We start from the raw sequence: 17,888 nt of genomic DNA, 5'->3' as shown, positions 1-17,888 counted from the left end.
GTTTATCTTTTTAACCAACCCTGACTATTTTTTATGCCTCTTGGAATCGTGAAGCGAATCAAAGAATTCATCACTGGAAAGAAGGACCTTAAGAGCGGCACCCGTCTCGTCATCAATTGCGAGAAGCTGGAAAACCGCGTGGCGCTTCTGGATAATGGCGTGCTGGAGGAATACACCATTGAGCGTGTCGGCACGAGCACCATCGTGGGGTCGATCTTTAAAGGCCGCGTCAAAAACATTGAGCAAGGTCTGAAAGCCATGTTCATCGACATCGGCTTGGATAAAAATGCGTTTCTACACTTCTGGGATGCCATTCCAGAGGCCCTTTCCAATCAAGGCATGGAGGAGGTCACTCGTGGCGGCCAGCAGAAGAAGCGTAAGCGGATCGACGCCAAAGACATCCCCGAACTTTACCCTGTGGGGTCGGAGATCATGGTGCAGGTCACGAAAGGGCCGATCGGCAATAAAGGCCCACGCGTGACGACCAATATTTCCCTCGCCGGACGTCTGCTGGTGCTCATGCCGCAGAACGATCAGTTCGGTATTTCCCGCAAGGTGGAAGACCCCAAAGAACGTGCTCGCCTCCGTAAGATCATTGAGAAGGTCAATCTGCCTGAGGGGATGGGCCTTATCATGCGCACCGAAGCCTCGGGCAAACGTGCTCGTCACATCATTCGAGATCTCAGCTTGCTCATCGAGCAGTGGAATGAAATCGTTGCCAAGCGCGATGGTCAGAAGGCACCCGTTTGTTGCTTCCAAGAGCCGGAGTTGATCGAGCGCACCGTGCGTGATTTCCTCACGGAGGAGATTGATGAAGTGGCCTGCGATGATCCGGGCACCGTCGAGCGCATGCAGAAGATGGCCGCGCTGATTTCCCGTCGCGCGAAGAGCCGCATCAACCTGTATCAAGGTCAGACCGCACTGTTTGAGCACTACGGCATTCAGAAGCAGATCGACAACGCCTTCTATCGGCAAGTTTGGTTGCCTTGCGGCGGTTACATCGTCATCGACCAGACGGAAGCCCTAGTGTCCATCGACGTGAACACGGGCCGTAACAAAGGCGCGAAGGATCAGGAAAAACTGCTTTTGGATACCAACCTGGAGGCAGCTCAGGAAGTGGCCCGTCAGCTCCGCTTGCGGAACATGGGCGGCCTCATCGTGGTGGACTTCATCGATATGAAGCATCGTAAGGACCAGCAGGCTGTTTATAAAGCCATGCTGGAGCATCTGAAGCGCGACAAGGCTAAAACTCAGGTGCTGCCGATCAGTCAGTTTGGTCTCATGGAGATGACGCGTCAGCGTCTGCATGAGAGCCTCAGCAGCGCTCTGTATGAGCCCTGCCCGTATTGCAAAGGCCATGGCCAGGTGAAGACCACCATGACCATGAGTGTGGAACTGCAGCGTCGTCTCAGCGCTATCCTGGGACGCGGCAAGGATGAGCAGAAGAGCCTGCTCGTGGTCGTCCACCCAGAGGTGATGCAGCGCCTGAAGAGTGAGGATGGTGAACTGCTGGTGGATCTGGAGCGCAAATACAGTGCTCGCCTGACTTTCCGCAGTGATCCCTCCCTGCATCGTGAAGAGATGAAACTGGCCAACGCGGCCACAGGTGAAGAGATTCGTAATTGATCCCTCACGCCTTCTCGATTTTTGAACAGACCCTGAGCCTTCGCTTGTCAGCTATACCGTATGCCTTCTGCTCCTCCTTCCAATAAGACAAAGATCATCTTCATTGGCGCTGCCATTGTCTTAATCGCAGCTCTTTATTATGGCTGGCAGTTTGGCAATGAGACCGCTCCGCCACCCGCGGTAGAAAAAGTTGCTGAGCCGAAGAAGAGCGAAGTTCAGCCTTTGGCTCCTAAGGCGACCGATCTTGCTAACATGCCTCCGGCCACACAGCTCACCACGGCTGAGGAAGGGGATGTGCTCATCGATGAGATTTTGCGCTCGGACAAAGAGATCCCTCAGATGGCGCGTGATCTTCATGAATTGGTGAAAAAGCTGAATGGTGAAGCCCAAGTGAATGCCAGCCGCCACCTCGTGAATCTCACCGGTGACGAAGATTACGGCCTGATCGCGGGTTTCTTGGTGGATGATAAAATGAACCCGGATGTGATCGAGGTGCTGTTTTCAGATCTCATGAATCGTGATCGGGCGCTTCAATTACCTCTGTTCATGAACATTCTGAAAAATCCCAAACATCCTCAAAATGAGGAAGTGCGGAATGTGCTGACCATTCTCGCGGGAGATGATTTTGGCACGGACTTCACAGCTTGGGATAAGTGGGCTTCGGATGAGTTAAAGACTCTTCAGGAGCAGTGATTTCAAGCGCAAGCCGTTTGGGGGCGAAAGATTGAACTGTCTTCGTGACAGTGCTGTCTCCCTTCATGCCTTGCACTCTGCATCGCTATTTGATATCCTTACGGCTTCCCTTTTTAGTCCCCCATGAAAAACCCTGACGAACTCATGCTCATCCCTCGCGAGGAGGGCTTCCGTGCATGGCGTCTTAAAGGCGGGCAAGTGATTCAACCGGAGCCTGAGCATTACTCCCGCCGTGGAGTGACATGGATCGCCTTGCCGGCACGCAATTTGGTTTCTGTGCCCATGCGTTTTCAGGGAGTGGACACCGCACGCCAGGAAGGCATGGCCCAGCTTGAATTGGAGGCTGCCGGGTTCAGCGCTGAGATCGGGGAGACACACAATTTTGATATCTGGAGGCTCGGCCAAGACGAGCGGGATCAACGTGCGGCCAGCTTCATCCAGGTGTCACCACTGCCAGGGGATGTTTTGGAGGATGGTAAGGACGCTCAGTTTGCTCCTTCAGTCGCATTTCAGCATCTGGAACCCGGGGAGGCCTTGATCTGGCGTGAGGCTCAGACCTTAGTTCTGGCCATCCCGCATGATACGGGTGCCCCCTTGCACTGTCAGGCTCTCGCAGCACGTGTGCTCGATGCCGATGCCGCAGCGGAGATTCGCTGCATTTTGGCATCCTTAGAGTTAGGTGGTCTGTCTCCGAATGTGCAATCGCTGGCTGTGGTCAGCAGCGCTTTAAAGGCGGACGACGCTTCGGGTGAAGCTGCTGTGGAAGTAGCGCGGCAGGAGCATATCTCCGAAGACTTTGCCCAGGCCCTGGATCTACCGGTGTATCTGCGCCAGGAACAGATGCCTGTCGTGCCTAACCATCCGTCACGCTTGATTCCGGCGACCGTGGTGCAGCAGCGTCAGGAGCGGCAGCAACGTCGGATGGTCATGATGGGGGCTCTAGCCTTCGTGTTCGTTTTGGTGGCGGCCTTGAGTGCCTTTGCTGTTCGTGTGGCGATTCGCGAGCATTCACTTGCGCAAGAGGCCGTGCAGTTGGATGCCCTCGAACCAGACTTGGCGAGTATTCGTGACGCGCAGTCGGCGTGGGAGGACATGAAGTTCGCCATCACCCCCGACCTGTATCCGGTGGAGAGCCTGCATCAGTTGGTCTTACTCTTGCCCAATGAAAACATCCGCATCACCCGCTTTGAGGTGAGGGAAGACGGCATCGTGATTGATGGGGAGGCTTCCAGCCTGGGACACGGCATTGATTTTCGCGAAAAACTGACTTCCGCAGAAGCCTTCAAGCGTTGGACGTGGGAGTTCCCACAACCGACCAGCCTCCCAGATGGCCGTGCCACCTTCCGTGCAGAAGGCCGCCCCATCGGGGGAGCCGAAGAAAACACCGAGATCACCCAGCTATGACCGCCAGTGAACAACGTCTCGCACTGGGCCTGGGGGCCGTGATTGTCCTTGGCGGAGCCTTCATCGGCCTCACCAAATTGAAATCCTGGAAGCAGCGTGTGGATGCGCGTTCCATCGAGGTGCAGACTCGCCGGATGGAGGCGGATGATTTGCTCGCCCAGAAAGATTTCTGGCAGCAGCGTTCCTCTTGGCTCACGGAGACGCAGCCTGAGTTTACCCGTCGGGGTGAGATCGATACCAGCTTTCTGGAGCAGATTGAGTCTTCCGCCACCTCTCATGATATCAAGCTGCCGCAGATCCAGCCGATCGAACCTGCCGAGCGTGCCGGTTTGATTTCCTCCTCCTTCACCATCGAGGCACGCGGAGACTGGGAAGCCATGAACCGCTGGCTGCACGATCTCCAGAAACCGGACGCTTACATCAGTATCCCCATCCTGACGATGGTGCCTAACGAAGAGGATACCAGTCAGGTGGTCGTGAAAATGAACATTCAAAAATGGTTCCGCCTGCCACCGTCATGAATGCTCACCTTTTATTTTTTCAATCTCAGAACGCGGCGCTTCTCAACAGAGTTCCGGCATGGACTGTCAGTAGTGCAGTGAGTTGGGCCATTCCTCATGGCCTAACTAAAATTAACCCAAGATCACGGCGTTCATGAAGAGACTGATTCTAACATACGGTTTGGTTGGCGGCTTGGCTTGGAGTCTTCAGGCTCAAGACGGTGAAGATGTGGCACCTGAGGCTCCAGCACCGGCGATCACGGAGACCGTGCCTGGTGAAGAAGCGACCATCCCTCAGGCCTATGGGGATAACCGTTATGAAGCGACCTGGAAGAGCAATCCGTTTCTCCGCAAGACCGTTGTCATTGCCGGTCCTAAGGTGGACTGGAGCGCGGACTGGGCTCTGGCCGGGATGTATCGCAGCACGACTGGAAAGGTCACGGTCAGTTTGCAAAACAAACAGACGGGTGAATTTAAGCGTGTCACCAGTGATGCGAAGCCCGAGGATGAGTTCCGCATCGTGAAGGCTAACTTTAACCGCAATCGCAACGAAGCTTCTGTGGACATCGCCCGGGGCAGTGAAACGGCGACACTCAAGTATGACGATAACCTGAGTTCCAAGCCGGTGACGGTGGCCAATACCTTCAAAGCACCGACTGGACAACCCGGGACTCCAAATGCCGCAGGGCGCCCTGGACAGCCCGTCAATGCGACTCCTCCTGGAGCCGTCCCGAATGCAGGTATGCCAGGAGCCGCCAATACACCTGCGGCGGTGAATCGTCCCAACATCACACCAGGTCCTGTGGGCCAGCCTCCTACCGCCGCCCCACCCACCATTTCTCGCCGTCGGCAGTTGATCCCCGCTCCTGTCACCCCGCCGCCAGCCCAGCAGTAAGTTCCGCCAGCTTTTTTTGACATGATCGTTTTTCTCCGCCGCTTTTTCCTGGTCACCTGCTTGGCTGGTCTGATTCCCACGGCTTGGTCCCAGATCCCACCGCAGACTCGCCCTGCGAATCCGAATGCCGTGCCTCCTGGGGGTAATCCATCCTTCACTCGGCCCCGCCCTGGAGCACCGACATCGCCTCGACCAGGGGTGAGCGGTCAGGGACAGGCTGCTGCAGGGGAGGAACGCACGGCCATTCGACCTGAAGATGCGATCAAACCCGATGGTGGTGTCGAACTCCAGTTTCCAAACACCCCGCTCTCTCAAATCCTGCTGGTGTATGAAGATTTGACCGGCCTGAAAATCATCCGTGATGCCGCCATTGAGCAGGTGACGGTCTCCATCGAAACCACGGGTGAGTTGCCCAAGGACCGGGCCATCATGTTCATTGAGAAGAGTCTCTTGCTGAACGGTTATTCCTTCGTGCCCGCAGGGGAGGGGATGGTGAAGATCCTCGGCGAGGGCAAAAAGCCACCGACGGAAGGAGCCCCTCTGTATGAGTCAGCTTCGGATCTTCCCGAGACGGAGCAGGTGGTCAGTTTTGTGGCGATTTTGAAGTATCTGAATCCTGATGATGCGGTGAAGGCGATTGATCAGGTCATTCCTCGCCACAGTTATGGTTCCATCACCCCGGTGCCCAATTCCAAGGCATTGGTGATCGTGGAAAACAGCGGCACCATCCGGTCCATCCTTTCGTTGCTAGATCGTCTGGACGTGAAACCCGGGGCCACGGTGACCAAGCGCATCCAGCTGGTGCGTTCGGATGCGGAAGATGTGAAAAAAGCCTTGGATGAAATCCTCGGTCTTGAAGAAAAAGAAGGCAGCGGCAGCTCACCACGGCCTACCATCACGCCCGCAGGCCAGGCCCCAGGTGCCATCCCGGCAGCCACTGCCCCGATCAATCCGAATCTTTCCGCAGATGCCGGCACCTCGGCCGAAGTGAAGCCCAAGATTCTCGCGATCCCACGCACCAATCGTTTGTTAGTTGTGGCGATGCCGGAGACCGCCGACTACATCTCCACTCTGGTGGAGGAGCTCGACTCCGCCTCAGAGCTGCGCACTTTCGTTTCCCGCACCCTGAATTACTTGGACGTGGAGGCGGCCCTCGGCATCATCAGTGATGCGATTTCCCGGACCGAAGGTGAGGATTCAGGCTCTGCCAGCAGCGGTGTGAATAGTCTGGGCCAGCCTAACAGTAGCTCGAACAATCGGAACAACTCCTCCTCATCGAACAGCAGTGGAGGCTTGTTTGGGAACAATAACAGTAGCAGTAGCGGCTTCGGTAGCAATAGCCTCACTGGCAATGGTAGCAGTGGTTTGGGCGGTTCCGGTAGCAGTTTTGGAGGCGGTGGCGGATTTGGCGGAGGCGGTGGTGGTGGAAATCTTCAGCCTTTGCGTGTGAACAATGGCCCGCGATCCATCGTGGTGGGTAAAACCCTCCTCATCAGTGATCCCACTGCAAACTCCTTGTTCGCCTCTGGGCCGCCAGAGCATTTGCGTGTTCTCAACGAGATTTTGGATGAATTGGATCGCCGTCCTCAGCAGATCTTGATCTCTGCCGTCATCGGTGAAATCCAGTTAGGGCGCAGTGATTCACTGGGCGTGGAGTGGCTGTTCCGCAATGGCGGGTCGAGTGGCGTCGCCAGCCAACTTGGCAATTCGGTCGCCCCCCTGGATCCGCGCGGAGCTGTTTCACTTGCCAACTTAGCAGCTCAGCAAGGCTTTACTCTCTATGGTGGACTCAGTAACGGACTTGATGTCGTGATCAGTGCTGCCAACTCGAACAGAAATTTTAAGGTGATTTCACGCCCTTCCGTTTTCACCATGAACAACACCCCTGCGGTAATCAGTAGTGGTCAGTCTTTCCCGATCGCCACTTCTACCCAAGGTTTTGTGGGTAGTGGATCGAACAACGGTCTGCTCTCCAATGTGCAGTATCAAGATGTGGGACTGACCCTTAACATTGTCCCTCTCATCAATTCTTCGGATGAATTGACGCTCCAAATCTCCCAGGAGAACAGCGAATCCGTGCCGGACGAAGAAGCCAATATTGCTGGTAACGATTATCCGGTGCTTACTAAGCAGCTTCTGAATACGGTGGTGATGTGCCGCAATGGTTCTACTGTATTACTGGGAGGGCTTATACGAGAGTCAAAGAACAAAGGGCATGTGAATGTGCCTATTTTGTCCGACATTCCGATTCTCAAATACCTGACAGGTTCCACTTCCACTCAGGATGATCGACGTGAGCTGCTCATTTTCATTGAACCTCGCATCGTGGCGGACAAATATGATCTGCCACCGAATGCCGAGGCTGGCGTGGGTAATAGCTCCTTCGGGCGTCAATCGATGGATTTTATGAATCACGAGAAACGTCTTAGTGCCGAAGAGGCTAAAAAAGCTTATTTGCCAGTCGTCAAAGAAGGGCGCATTCGTTCTTTGTTCAAAAAGCTCTTCGGCCGCGATAAGCCTTCTGAGGATGACTTTCCCATGGCACTGGAAGAGAATTAATCGGCGTTACTCACGTCAACAGCTTGTTTGATCTTCTCTTCAATCAACGTGAGCGAAGAGAAGCACAGATGATCAGGAGAATGAAGCAAGTTAAGAATGATAGGGATGCGACGGTGCGAAAACGCTGAACGCTCTTGAGTTCAGTATCCGTGGGCTTTCTTGACTGAAGTAAGAGGTTAAAAATGCGCCCAGCACCCCAAATGTTTCCAAGCAGCATCGCGAAGAGAGACAGCAGACCTCCAAGGGCGAACATGAGGATCAAATATTCGAGAATCATGTGGAGCATCTCAGTTGAGGCTTACGGATGCCCTAACATTAAGGGATAGACTTCCCGCTTCCTGCAAAATAATCATTCACGGCGGGAAAATCCTGCCGCCAATTCCGGACGGTTTGAGGGCTGATGGTGCACGTTAAAATCCTCTCTCCATCCGAGGCATCGGCGACGATGACCCCATGGGGGTCCACCAAGGCGCTGCGGCCGCAGTAGGTGGATTGGGGCTCTTGACCGCAGCGGTTCACGCCCAGTACGTAAGCTTGGTTTTCGATAGCCCGGGCTTGGAGCAAGGTCAGCCAATGCTGAATACGCCGCGCAGGCCAGGCGGCGATGTAGATGAGGAACTCGGCTCCTTGGGCTAAGGCCGCGCGGGCGAGTTCGGGGAAACGCAGGTCGTAGCAGATCAGCGGAGAGATTTTGATTCCTTGCCATTCGAAAACACGGACCTGTTCCCCTGGCGTGTGGACTTCGCTTTCACCGCCTAAGCTGAAGGGATGGATCTTCGTATAGCGCGCCAGTTCATGGCCGTTGGGGGTGAGGGCTAAGGCTTGATTGAACCCGCGTCCATCGGGAGCTGAGGTCACTAAACCTCCGATGACAGCGCAGTCCCAGTCACAAGCCAACTCATGCAGGAAGCGCTCGGTTTCTCCGCCCGACGCTTCGCGAGTGACGTCGAGCTGGCAACTGAACCCCGTGGCAAACATCTCAGGGAGAACGATGACTGATCCAGGTTTAGGGGGAGTCGCCTCGAGCAGGCGACGCACCCGATCAAAGTTCGCGGTTTTGTTTTCCCAGACAGGATCAAGCTGAACGGCGTGGATATTCATGGTGGATCAAGAATGAGAATCTGCATGAGGTAAGCTCATTTGCATCAGCGCATTCGCCTTGGCATGGACACAAACTTCCCCTAAACCTTTGCCTATGGCCCAATATATCGTTCAGCCAGGAGATAACCCGAGTAAGATCGCACGGAAGTTTGGGATGACGCTGTCCCAGTTTCAGAAGCTGAATCCGGGTCTGTGTGAATACGGCACAGATAACTGCAAGGTGCTATTTCCTGGGCAGGTATTGACTGTTAGCGGTGTTGTCACCGGACAGCCGATGGAAGCTCCTGTAGCACAGCCGGTCAGCTTCAATGCACCGCCGCCATGGATGCAGATTGGCATCATGGAGCAGGGCGTGCAGGAGTGGCCTGGAGATCAGGATAATCCACGCATTCTGGAGTATCTGCGTAGCGTGGGCATCAGTGGCAATTTGCTCAAAGATGAAACGGCCTGGTGCGCGGCCTTCACCTACTGGTGCCTGTGGAAGTCGGGTTATCCGGGGCAGCGCAGCGGCCGTGTGTCGGACTGGTGGGGATGGGGCAGGCCTGTGGCAGCGACTTACGGTGCAGTGTGTATCCTCCAACCTCTAACGACCGATCAGGCCAGCAGCGGTCACATCGGCTTTCTGCATGCGATGGATGCCACGAATGTCTGGCTGCTGAGTGGGAACTCCGCAAACCAAGTGCGAATCAGCGCGTATCCTCGCAATAAACTGATTCATAACTCACCCTATCGCTGGCCTTTTTAAAACCGCATGATCTCCGAGCAACCTGTCGCCATTCGTCATTACCGTCACGAGGATCTGGAAACGCTGCGCCAGATCACGGTGGATTCTTTTGGGGCAGTGGCCCTGGATCAGATGCTGGAGGATCGCCTTGGCGTCTGGAATGGGCGGGATTGGAAAGCCCGCAAGGCTGATAACATCGACGATGATTGCAAGGTGAACCCGGAGGGCTGTTTCGTGGCGGAGCGTGCCGGGCAGATCCTCGGTTACATCACCACTCGTGTGGATCAGGTCAATTCCATTGGCCGCATCCCCAATTTGGCCGTGGTGGAGGCTGCCCGCGGGTTAGGCTTGGGACGCCGTCTCATTCATCACGCCCTGGATTACTTTCGGGATCAAAATCTGAAGGTGGCGAAGATTGAAACCATGGCGTCCAACGTGATCGGTCAGAATCTCTACCCGAGCTGTGGATTTGAAGAAATCGGCCGACAGGTGCATTTCGCGATGAAATTGTGACCGCTCGTCGCTTGATTGAACAAAGCGCAAATGCACTCAGTCTGGAATCGGGTGACGTATCTTGATTTGTTATGAACACAAAAACTCTTTTTAACCTAGGCCGTGCGCTGCTTGCCCTCGTCGGTGCTGTTGGCCTTATGAGCTGCGCCTCTCCGATCGAGCGGCGCATCTCCAGCAACCCGGAGATCTACAGTAAGCTCTCTGACAGCGATAAGGTGCTGATTAATCAAGGTCGCATTCGAGAGGGGCTCTCGAAGGAAGGTGTTTTCCTGGCTTGGGGCCGCCCTGACAACGTGGCCGCTGGCAGCCAAAAAGGGGTGAAGACGGAGAAGTGGACCTATCTCGGCTCACAGCCTGTTTACACCGATAACTGGGGTTGGGGTGGAGGCTGGGGAGGCTACGGCCGTTATGGGCGTGGTTTTGGCTACTATGGGGCCTGGGATCCCTACTGGGGAGGTTACGGCACCAGTGTCACTTACATTCCTTATAAGGCCGCTAGTGTGACCTTCCGTAACAATCGGGTGACCGAATATCTGCGTGGGCCGCAGTGAGGCTGGGGGAAATTGGGGCCAGCCTTCCTAGGCCTCGCCCCACGCACCTCCGCCGGGAGTCTCGATCTTCACGCGATCTCCTGGCTGCACGGCAAAACTGGTGCTGGAGGGCAATTCCGTCTCGATGCCATTTTGCCACAGCGTCTGTCGTCCACAGGCTCCTGGGCTACCCCCTGCCATGCCATAAGGGGCGTGACGACGATGCTGGGTGAGCATGGAGACGGTTAGGGGTTCGAGGAACTCAAATTCACGAATGACACCGTGCCCCCCGCGCCATAGGCCGCTGCCTCCTGAGCCCTGCCGGATTGCGAACTGGTGGAGACGGACAGGGTAACGCTGCTCAATGATCTCTGGATCCGTGATGGCGGTGTTCGTCATGTGGCTATGCAGCGCATCAGCTCCTGCGTAACCGTCTCCAGCGCCCGTCCCTCCGGCGATGGTTTCATAATAACCGAACCGGGCATTGCCGAACAAGAAGTTATTCATGGTGCCCTGGCTGCACGCCTGGAGCTGAAACACCTGAAGCAGTGTATCCACGAGTCGCTGACTCACCTCCACATTGCCTCCGACCACGGCGGGTGCCTCAGCCGCATCCATCGGGAAGCTCGGGTTTAAAAGCGTATTGTCTGGTAGGTGCAATTCCACCGGCGCCAGCAGTCCTTCATTGAGGGGCAGATCTTCCTGAAGAAGCAGCCTCAGCACATACAGCACGGCGCTATTCACGATGGCTCGGGTGGCGTTGAGATTGCCTGGATGAACGGGCGCGGTGCCAGTGAAGTCGAGCTTCAGATGGCCGTGAGTGGTCGGGGAAACCTGCACGCGGATGGTCGCACCATCATCCAAAGACTGCTCTGCCATGCCCGCTTGGATCTGGGGGATGCGCTTGCGCATGACGTCCGCACTGTGATCCAGGATGCTGGCCAGACATTGCCGCAGTGCCGGTGAGTCATCTCCTGCCAATTCGAGGAAACGTTGAGCTCCCTGGAGATTGGCGGCAAGTTGAGCGTGCAGGTCAGCGAGATTATCCGCCAGGTTGCGCGTGGGATACGGCCCTGTGGTCAGGAGGCTGGCGAGGGTTTCAAAACAGGATGCGCCTACTTTCACCAGATGCTGAGGCGGGATGACGACGCCTTCTTGCTCCAGCCGGGTGGCCGCGGCAGGCATGGAGCCTGGCGTGATACCGCCGATCTCCGCATGATGCGCTCGGTTCGCCACAAACCCGAGCAACTTTTCCTCCCGATCAAAGACGGGTGTGATGAGAGTGACATCCGGCAGGTGAGAGCCGCCATAAGCCGGGTGATTGGTGATCAACGTGTCTCCTGGCTGCAAGTCAAAACCGCGTGTCGCTTCTCGCACACAGACACCTAGCGCGCCGAGATGCACCGGAATGTGTGGAGCGCTGGAGATGAGCCTCCCTTCGGCATCCAGCAGAGCGCAGGAAAAGTCTAGCCGCTCGCGGATATTTGTGGAGATGGCGGTGCGGCAAAGCAATGCCCCCATTTCTGAGACGATGCTGTGCAGGCGATGGCGGACGAGATCACGTCGTGAGGCCTGAGACATGAGCCCTTGTGCAGAATCGTTCGTTATGGAGGACTCAGCGTGGGGGATCTTTTTTAACACATGGCCAAATCCAGGCACACGTTCAGTGCGCCATCCTGCCGTCACCACCAGCGTGCTGAAGGCATCTTGGATCAGCAGCGGACCCTCACCGAGAGACTCGGATGACGGAACCGAGGTGGATGATGAAGGATCGGGGGGGCAGGCGCGAACGATGACCCGCAGGCTGACCAGTTCGACAGTGCGTTGGGCAGGGGGAGGATAACCAAAAAGACGTTGATAGGACTGCCGATACTTTTCGGGAAGCTCCACAGCGGTTTGGAAGGGAACCTGAAGCGGCGTATCTTGCCCTCGCAAGCGCATTTCCGCCATGAATGATGCCTGAGGGGTGCGTGTCTCGTCGGGGGCGATGGCGGTGCTGTTCAGTGTTGAGCTTGCTTCCTCGACCAAGGCTTGCACCCACGTATCGACCTCATCCAAGCACTCGCCGAGAGGGCTAATCACCTGCTGCTCAGCGAAACGTTCTGGCAATGCCTGATACAAGCCCACGGCACTGAGAATGCCCGCATGCTCAGGGGCCAGAATCGTGCTCATCCCCAGGCGATCTGCCACCTCACAGGCATGCTGGGGCCCCGCGCCCCCGAAGGCGAGTAGAGCATAGTCAGCAGGATCATAACCCTCCGCCACTGAGATGCGGCGGATGGCATCCGCCATATGCTCAATGGCAAGTTGAAGGCAGGCGTGCAGCAGTTCGTCTTCGCTTTTAAAGCCACTGCTCAGAGCCAGCAGCTCTCGCAAGCGGGCTCTGGAGGCTTCTTTATCGAGCGGGATGGGGGCTCGTGCCGGATCAAAACGGCCTAACAAGAGATTGACGTCGGTGATCGTCAGCGGGCCGCCGCGACCATAGCAGGCTGGGCCTGGGTGAGAACTCGCACTCTCGGGACCGACGGTCAGACCATGCGGAGTCCACTGGCAGATGGAGCCGCCACCGGCCGCTACGGTTTCGATGGCGACGCAGGGGGCCAGAAGTTGCATACCTGCCACATTCTGAGTGAAACGATAACCAGGCTGCCCGTCGATGCGGGCGACATCCGTGCTGGTGCCTCCCATATCGAGCGTGAGAATGCGGGAGTAGCCGAGTTGCGCAGCCGCATTGGCCGCGCCAATGGCACCCCCTGCCGGGCCGCTGAGCAGCAAGTCCTTGGGCTGGATGGTGGCCGTGGATTCGAGACCGCCTGCAGAATTCAGGATGAAGAAAGAGGCGTCTTTCATCGGACGGGCCACACCTTGAAGAAAGGATTCCACCGGCCCTGTAAGGTAGGCATTGGCAACAGCGCTTTGAGCTCGGGGTAGAATCTTGGTGAAGGGAGCCACTTGGCTGGAGGCGCTGACATGGCTGAAGCCTGCCTCGAAGAGGATCTCCGCCACACGCTGCTCATGCTCAGGGTGCGCGTAACTGTGCAGGAGCGCCACTGCTGCATGACGATAGCCTTCACTCACGAGTCGCTCGGCCTCTTGGCGAACCTGTTCTTCGTCCAGCGGCCCGATGATTTGACCGTCAGAGGTGAGGCGTTCAGCCACTTCCGCCACCGCTTTGGCGAAGACCGGCCGGGCTTCGTGTTTCAGCGCAAAGAGATCCGCCCGGCGCTGATCCCCGATGCGCAGCAGATCCCCAAATCCTCGGGTGACGAAGAACACGGTGGGAGAGCCTTTACGCTCCAGCAGTGCATTCGTCGCGCGTGTGGTGGCTAGCCGTAGCTCCAGGGGCGGGAACTCTTGGCCTAACGAGGTGTGTGTTAAAAGCCTCGCGGCCAGCACGGGGGCTTCTTCGCCGGTGCTAAGATCCAGCAGAAAAGGAAGCGATGGAAAAGTAGCATCTGCCGCTTGAGGTTCGATTTCAAGATGGTCGGCCGTGGAATGACGGATGCAGACTCGCACTGGCCCAGCTTGCCCGATGAAGCCTTGGAAAAATCCAGGGCCCATGTTGGGTAGCGCCTCCACGTGCCACCCATGAGCATCTGAGATCGCCGTCACACGCACTCGTAGCAAGCCGGTGGAGAGCACCTTGCAGCGGCTTTCGCGACCCTCGGGATCGCGGGCAAAGGCATCCGTGAATGTGCCACCGGTATCCGCTGCGATTTTCCACATGATCTTAGGCTATTGCTCTGAAAAGGGCAGGCTGATGTTGGGCACCCAGCGGACTTCCATCAAGGTATCCAGGTAGGCGGTCAGTTCGGCGGGCTTGAAGATTGCCTCTGCACGCGCGAGCCAGTCTTTGGCTTCACCCTCATGGGTTTTACCAAAAGCGATGGCTGCATGGCTGAAATAATAAGCCGGCGTGTCATCCATGAAGGTGAAGTGATCTTTCAATGTCTTTTCTGCCGCTTCGAATTTACCTAATTTGACTTCACAAACGAGGCGCTTGTAGAGCGTCAGGTGACGAATCTGTAGCGGCAGCTTGGGGTAGTCATCGAGCAGCTTTTGGAAGGCGGCTTCCGCTTGAGCCCATTCATGCTTAACGAAGAGCAATTCGCCTTTGTTAAAGCGGGGTTCGATGGCCTCCGGGCGTAATTGTTCGGCTTTGGCAAAGTTCTTTTCCGCTTCTGCAAAATCCCGCAAGGCCGGGGTCATAAAGATGGAACCGCGGAGGTTGTAAATGTCCGGGATGTCAGGGTGCGCGGCTTCGAGTTCGTCGAGCTTTTGCAAGGCCTCGCTGTAGTGATTTTCTTGCTGCAGACGTTGCGCCTCTCTGAGCTTTTCGAGCACCTCGGAAGAGGTCTTCTCCTGAGCCTGGGAAAAGATCGTTACGAGCACCAGCGTGAGGGGGATGACGCAGCGGAGAATCATGACGGACCTTAGCTTCGGAGCCGCGACAGGCAAGGGGGGAAGTGCCCTTGCGGATCGCAAAAAACGCACAGCTTTAAGCAAGTGAAGGGCACCCTTCGGCGAGAGGCTTCGATATCAAAAATTGTATGTAATCAAGGACAGCTGCGAGACGTAATTTCGCCCCCCCCAATCCACCCCCCAAGCGCCTAAGCCTTGAAAACAAAACATCTCATCACGACCACGTTCTTCGCCCTCGCCGCCTCATGGGCTCATGCGGACGCCTTGTCAGACTCCTATTTGGCCATGTTCAAGCCTCTCCCCACGGAGATGCCTGCGCCTGAGAATGAACTGACTGAAGCCAAGATCAAACTGGGCCGCATGCTCTACTTCGAGACACGCATCTCGAAAAACGGTCAGATGTCCTGCAATAGCTGCCATGTGCTGGATAAGTATGGCCAGGACAATCTGCCTTTCTCTCCCGGACACGAAGGCAAGCTAGGGGGACGGAGTTCACCCACCGTCTATAACGCAGCGATACACATCGCTCAGTTCTGGGATGGTCGTGCACCATCCGTGGAGGAACAGGCCAAAGGTCCGGTGCTCAACCCTGTGGAAATGGGTATGCCGAGCGCTGACTTTGTCGTGGAAGTGCTGAAGTCTATCCCTGGCTATGTGGAGGCTTTTAACGCAGCATTTCCTGAGGAAAAAGATCCTGTCAATTATGACAACTTTGGCAAAGCCGTGGGAGCCTTTGAGCGCCGTCTCGTGACTCCCGCCCGTTGGGATGAATACCTGAAGGGACGCAAGGAAGCGCTGACCGCAGAGGAGCAGAAAGGGTACGAAACCTTTGCCAAAGCCGGGTGTGCCACGTGCCATAACGGTCCCGCTATTGGGGGCGCGATGTATCATAAACTAGGCCTCGTGAAAGCTTGGCCGGGCCTCAAAGACCTGGGTCGTTATGAGGCGACCAAGCAGGAAAGTGACAAGCACTTTTTCAAGGTCTCGAGCCTGCGGAATGTGACGGAGACAGGGCCTTACCTCCATGATGGGTCCGTCAAGACACTGGATGAGATGGTGAAAATGATGGCTGAGCATCAATTGGGCAAAACACTGACAGACGAAGAAACCGTCAGTATTGTGACCTTTCTGAAGTCACTCAAAGGCGAGTTGCCGAAAGAATACATCGCCAAACCTCGGTTGCCAGAAAGCGGGCCAAATACACCGAAGGCCTGAGGTCGATGGAGTTCTATCGATCCGCTGGCCAGATTTCAGGAAGTGGAAACAGATCCTCTTAAGATCTGAATTGTTGAACCTCTTTCGATCCGAAAGAGGTTCAACGTCATCATCGAGTTGCGATGAAAACCAAAAAAGAAAAAGGTTTCTTCATTCAACTCAAGGAGACTCGGCTTCGCCTTCCTCAGGGAAACGTTCCACGAAGCGCATGGCGTAGTCGATGAAGCGCAGGGGCACGTCATCGGTCGGGCCGTTACGGTTCTTCGCCAAGATGAGCAGGGCCTGCCCCTTCTTGCGCTCTTCTTCCTCCTCGGTGCCGACTTCCATCTTACCGCCAGCGTAGTCTTCACGGGTGAGCAGGCCCACCATGTCGGCATCCTGCTCGATGGAGCCGGATTCACGAAGGTCGGAGAGCACGGGGCGCTGGCCTTTACGGCCTTCCACGGAACGGTTGAGCTGGGCCAGGACGATGATCGGCACGTTCAGTTCTTTGGCGATGCCTTTGATCCCCGCTGAAATTTCCGCGATCTCAATCTGACGGTTATCCTGCGCACGACGGCTGCTGGAGGTCATGAGCTGGAGGTAGTCAATCATGATCATCTGGATATCGTGCTGCTTTTTCATGCGGCGCGCTTTGGCACGCATTTCCAGCACGTCGAGACCCGGTGTATCATCAATCAGGATGGTGGCCTTCTGCAGCTCACGCGTGGCTTTCGACAAAGCCTCCATCTGAGCGCGTGACATGAGACCGCGGGAGAGATCACCTAACGAAAGCTGGGCGCGTGAGACGAGCAGACGGCGCACCAGCATGGTGGCACTCATTTCCAGACTGAAGACCGCACAAGGCTTGTCACAATCCACGGCGACGTGCTCCACCAGGTTCATGGCGAGGGAGGTCTTACCCATGGAGGGACGAGCCGCGATGACGAACATTTCACTGCCCTGCAGACCACCGCTCATGCTATCCAGCTTGCTGTAACCCGTGGAAAGACCTCGGAGCTGCCCGGGGTGCTCGAGCATGTATTGGATGTTATCGATGGCCTCGGCCACGTGGGAGGCCAGAGACTTCACACCATCGCTCTTCCCATTCGTGGCTTCACGCACCGCCAACACACGCTGCTCACTGTGGTCGATCAGCGTATTGATATCCGCATCCAGTTCCGTTTTACCGAACTCGTATGCCGCATCGATGTTCAGCGAGCAGGCATGGATCATCTGCCGCAGGATATGCTTATCCAGGACGATCTTTTTGTAATAGGAGTAATGCGTCGGGACCGGGACGAACGTGAATAACTCCGTGATGGCGGCTGGCCCGCCCACGCGCTCCAGCAGGTTTTGATCCCGCAGTGCATTGGTGAGCATCACTGGGTCCACAGGCAAATTCTTGTCGTAGAACTCCAGGAGCTTTTCGTAAACGGTCCGGTTGGCCTCGTGATAGAAAGCTGCCGCTGGCAGGGTCACGCGGCTCTCACTGAGCCGTTCGTTCGGGTCCTGCAGAATGCTGGAAATGACGCCTTTTTCCGCTTCGTCACTGAAGGGAAGCTGACGGTTGATGTTGGCGAGCAATTCCTCCGCAGTCGGGATCTCATTCCGCTTACGGCCAAAGGGATTGGACTGCGGTTTCGGGGTCGCCTTTTCGGGCAGCTCACCAGGGGCGGCTGCAGCTTGGACAAGGTTGGAAGCGGATTCTGCCATGTCAGAAGATT

General features: G+C 56.2%; 14 protein-coding genes. 10 read left to right on the top strand and 4 right to left on the bottom strand.

From position 1 onward, the window contains the following. The first annotated feature begins 33 nt into the window (after positions 1-33). The 6 genes from B5D61_RS18365 to B5D61_RS18340 all read left to right on the top strand — a co-directional run bounded on the left by B5D61_RS18365 (position 34) and on the right by B5D61_RS18340 (position 7,677). Positions 34-1,626, top strand: a complete 1,593-nt coding sequence (locus B5D61_RS18365) for an Rne/Rng family ribonuclease (RefSeq protein ID WP_078814889.1) — start codon at positions 34-36, stop codon at positions 1,624-1,626. Between the two features lie 60 nt (positions 1,627-1,686). After that, the gene (locus tag B5D61_RS18360; RefSeq protein WP_078814888.1) at positions 1,687-2,319 is read left to right on the top strand and encodes a flagellar basal body-associated FliL family protein; all 633 of its coding nucleotides are present in this window, start codon (positions 1,687-1,689) and stop codon (positions 2,317-2,319) included. 123 nt (positions 2,320-2,442) lie between these two features. Then, positions 2,443-3,723, top strand: coding sequence for a hypothetical protein (locus B5D61_RS18355; protein WP_078814887.1), 1,281 nt, complete (start codon positions 2,443-2,445; stop codon positions 3,721-3,723). Next, positions 3,720-4,244 carry a hypothetical protein gene (locus B5D61_RS18350; protein ID WP_078814886.1) on the top strand — a complete coding sequence of 175 codons (525 nt, stop codon included), beginning with the start codon at positions 3,720-3,722 and terminating at the stop codon, positions 4,242-4,244. The genes B5D61_RS18355 and B5D61_RS18350 overlap by 4 nt, the downstream gene beginning before the upstream one ends. 133 nt (positions 4,245-4,377) lie before the next feature. Then, complete coding sequence (locus tag B5D61_RS18345; protein ID WP_139373352.1) at positions 4,378-5,118, top strand: hypothetical protein; 741 nt, start codon at positions 4,378-4,380, stop codon at positions 5,116-5,118. Positions 5,119-5,139: 21 nt separating this feature from the next. Beyond that, a complete protein-coding gene (locus B5D61_RS18340; protein WP_078814884.1) occupies positions 5,140-7,677 on the top strand; it encodes a secretin N-terminal domain-containing protein in 2,538 nt (845 codons plus the stop codon). 315 nt (positions 7,678-7,992) lie between these two features. On the opposite strand, the gene B5D61_RS18330 is transcribed toward B5D61_RS18340, so the two are convergent. After that, complete coding sequence (locus B5D61_RS18330) at positions 7,993-8,778, bottom strand: carbon-nitrogen family hydrolase (protein WP_078814882.1); 786 nt, start codon at positions 8,776-8,778, stop codon at positions 7,993-7,995. 94 nt (positions 8,779-8,872) lie between these two features. On the opposite strand from B5D61_RS18330, the gene B5D61_RS18325 reads away from it, so the two are divergent. The 3 genes from B5D61_RS18325 (at position 8,873) to B5D61_RS18315 (ending at position 10,566) form a co-directional block, all read left to right on the top strand. Then, positions 8,873-9,523 carry a TIGR02594 family protein gene (locus B5D61_RS18325; RefSeq protein WP_078814881.1) on the top strand — a complete coding sequence of 217 codons (651 nt, stop codon included), beginning with the start codon at positions 8,873-8,875 and terminating at the stop codon, positions 9,521-9,523. Between the two features lie 6 nt (positions 9,524-9,529). Then, positions 9,530-10,015: a GNAT family N-acetyltransferase gene (locus B5D61_RS18320; RefSeq protein ID WP_078814880.1), complete on the top strand. Its 486-nt coding sequence runs from the start codon at positions 9,530-9,532 to the stop codon at positions 10,013-10,015. A 71-nt stretch (positions 10,016-10,086) separates the two neighbouring features. Next, on the top strand, positions 10,087-10,566 hold the full coding sequence (locus B5D61_RS18315; RefSeq protein ID WP_078814879.1) for a hypothetical protein: 480 nt from the start codon (positions 10,087-10,089) through the stop codon (positions 10,564-10,566). 27 nt (positions 10,567-10,593) lie between these two features. On the opposite strand, the gene B5D61_RS18310 is transcribed toward B5D61_RS18315, so the two are convergent. Beyond that, complete coding sequence (locus tag B5D61_RS18310) at positions 10,594-14,271, bottom strand: hydantoinase B/oxoprolinase family protein (RefSeq protein WP_078814878.1); 3,678 nt, start codon at positions 14,269-14,271, stop codon at positions 10,594-10,596. A 9-nt stretch (positions 14,272-14,280) separates the two neighbouring features. Further along, positions 14,281-14,970 (bottom strand): tetratricopeptide repeat protein, encoded by a 690-nt coding sequence (locus B5D61_RS18305; RefSeq protein WP_078814877.1) that lies wholly within the window; start codon positions 14,968-14,970, stop codon positions 14,281-14,283. 192 nt (positions 14,971-15,162) lie between these two features. Between B5D61_RS18305 and B5D61_RS18300 the strand changes: the two genes are divergently transcribed. Further along, positions 15,163-16,182 (top strand): cytochrome-c peroxidase, encoded by a 1,020-nt coding sequence (locus B5D61_RS18300; protein WP_217699015.1) that lies wholly within the window; start codon positions 15,163-15,165, stop codon positions 16,180-16,182. Positions 16,183-16,341: 159 nt separating this feature from the next. Here B5D61_RS18300 and dnaB read toward each other — a convergent pair whose 3' ends face one another. After that, positions 16,342-17,877 (bottom strand): replicative DNA helicase, encoded by a 1,536-nt coding sequence (gene dnaB / locus B5D61_RS18295; protein ID WP_078814876.1) that lies wholly within the window; start codon positions 17,875-17,877, stop codon positions 16,342-16,344. Positions 17,878-17,888 lie beyond the last annotated feature (11 nt).

This window comes from Prosthecobacter debontii (assembly GCF_900167535.1).
Lineage (GTDB): Bacteria > Verrucomicrobiota > Verrucomicrobiia > Verrucomicrobiales > Verrucomicrobiaceae > Prosthecobacter > Prosthecobacter debontii.
The sequence above is the reverse complement of the archived record's forward strand: the minus strand, read 5'-3'. Positions and strand labels throughout refer to the sequence as shown.